Raw genomic sequence first — 2,541 nt, forward strand, 5'->3', positions numbered from 1 at the left:
GGCGACTACGGGCGCACCCTGGAGATCGACCAGAAGGACGAGATCGGCGAATTGGCCGTGAGCCTCAACGTGATGGTGGGCAGCCTCAAGGAAAAGATCGCCGAGGCCAACGCCAAGTCCGAGGAGGCCGGACGCCAGGCCGTCCGCGCCCAGGAGGCCATGGCCGAGGCCGAGGCCTCCCAGGCGCGCACCGCCGAGGCCATGGAGCGCATGCTCCGCGTGGCGGCGGAGCTGGAGCAGGTTTCCGAGGTGCTCACCTCGGCCTCGGAGCAGCTTTCGGCCCAGGTGGAGCAGTCCAGCCGGGGCGCGGAGAACCAGGCCCAGCGCGTGGCCGAGACGGCCACGGCCATGGAGGAGATGAACGCCACGGTGCTGGAGGTGGCCAGGAACGCCTCCCAGGCCGCCGAGACCTCCCAGGGCGCGCGGGGCCGGGCCGAAGAGGGCGCGCGGGTGGTGGGCCAGGTGGTGGCCTCCATCCACCGCGTGGAGGAGCAGGCCCTTTCCCTCAAGCGCGACATGGGCGTGCTGGGCGGCCAGGCCGAGGGCATCGGACAGGTGATGAACGTGATCTCCGACATCGCGGACCAGACGAACCTCCTGGCGCTCAACGCGGCCATCGAGGCCGCGCGCGCGGGCGAGGCGGGCCGGGGCTTCGCGGTGGTGGCCGACGAGGTGCGCAAGCTTGCCGAAAAGACCATGCAGGCCACCCGGGAGGTGGGCGAGGCCATCACGGGCATCCAGCAGGGCACGCGCGTCAACATCGGCAACGTGGAACAGGCCGTGCGCACCATCGAGGAAGCGGCCTCCCTGGCCACCCGTTCGGGCGAGTCCCTCAAGGAGATCGTGTCCATGGTGGATTCGGCCTCGGATCAGGTGCGCTCCATCGCGGCGGCCTCCGAGCAGCAGTCGGCGGCCAGCGAGGAGATCAACCGCTCCATCGAGGAGGTGAGCACCATCTCCTCGGAGACCTCCCAGGCCATGACCCAGGCGTCCCAGGCCGTCTCGGACCTGGCCCGCCAGGCCCAGGTGCTCCAGCGGCTCATCGGCGACATGCAGGACGGCTCGGGCGGCGGGAAGGCCCTGCCTCCGGCGGGGGGCAGGCCCCGCGCCCTGGCCTGAGCCGGGCCGCACCGGGAAGCTTCACGGGCCGCGACATGCGTCGCGGCCCTTGCTCCGAGTTCAACCCCGGGGACGGGGTTTGGGAGAGCCGCTTACGGGCGGCAGAGCCGCCCTGCTCCGGGCCGCGACATGCGTCGCGGCCCGTTTATTTTTGCCGCACAGGCAATGCGCTGAAATGATTGCAAATACATTCGCGTGGCCCTGGCAGGGGAAACGCGCTATGGGCACATGGGACGAACCGCCATGCTCGACTTCACCACTCTCCTGACGCTCAACTTCATTGTCAACGTCATCAGCCTCATGACCACGGCGCTCCTCTGGGCGCGCTACGGACGCAAGTTCGAAGGCCTGGGGCTGTGGTTCGCCCAGGCCGCCACCCAGGTGGCCGGTGTGGGGCTCATCCTGTCGCGAGGGGTCATGGCGCCCGTCGTGGCCGTCGCGGGCGGCAACGTGGTGCTCATGTCCAGCTCCTGGCTGCTCCTGGAGGGCATGCGGCGCTACACGGGCAGGCGCGGCTCCCATTGGGTCAATCTGGCGGCCTATGCGCTCTTCGCCTGGGCCATGGCGCACTACACCTTGGTGCACGACGACATCGTGGCGCGCACGGTGGCCGTCTCGTGCATCCTGGCCTTCGTCAACGCCCAGACGGCCTGGCTGCTCCTGGCGCGTGTGGGGCCGCGCGTGCGCCGCTACACCTTCCTGCCCGGGCTCGTGGCGGCGGGCTACGCCGCCGTGAGCGCGGCGCGCCTGATCATCCTGACCGCGAGGCCACCGGACGCGGGGCCGCACCCCCCGGCCCTGGCCGACTCCGTGGCCGTGACGGGCTACATCGCCCTGCACATCTGCATGCTGGTGGCCCTGGCCCTTTCGCTCACGCGCAGGCTCATGGACGAAGTGTCGGCCCAGGAGGAAAAGTTCGCCAAGGCCTTCCACTCCGCGCCGTACGCGCTCTTCATCGCGCGCGGGCGCGACGGGATGGTGGTGGAGGTCAACGACGGTTTCGAGACGGTGTTCGGGCGGCCCCGCCGCGATGCCCTGGGAAGAACCCTGGACGACCTGGGCCTTGCCCCTGCAGTGGAGGCCCTGGCTGGCGCGCCGGGGGAAGGCGCGCGGGCCGAGGCGCGCCTGGCCCGCGCCGACGGGAGCGCGCTGGTGGGGCAGTTCTCGGCCGTGCCGCTGGTCCTGGACGGGGAGGATTGCGCGCTCTGGAGCGCAGCCGACGTGACCGGCGAGAGCATGCTGCGCGAGCGTCTCCGGGAGCTGGCGGCCACCGACAGCCTCACCGGGCTGGCCAACCGCCGGGCCTTCATGGAGCGCTTCGCCATCGCCCGGGAGGACGCCCTGCGGCGCTCCGAGCGTCTGGCCGTGCTCTCCATGGACCTGGACCGCTTCAATGAGGTCAACGACGTGCAGGGCCACGCC

2 protein-coding genes are annotated in these 2,541 nt (G+C 71.0%); both read left to right on the forward strand.

The window, feature by feature from the left end; genetic code table 11:
• Window positions 1–1,119 (forward strand): methyl-accepting chemotaxis protein (locus ACV4UX_RS18650; RefSeq protein WP_491594782.1); only part of this gene is annotated, 1,119 nt, incomplete at its 5' end.
• A gap of 228 nt (window positions 1,120–1,347) precedes the next feature.
• Window positions 1,348–2,541, forward strand: a 1,194-nt coding sequence (locus ACV4UX_RS18655) for a diguanylate cyclase domain-containing protein (RefSeq protein ID WP_491594783.1), incomplete at its 3' end; no start/stop codon positions are given.

Source organism: Fundidesulfovibrio sp., from assembly GCF_058402725.1.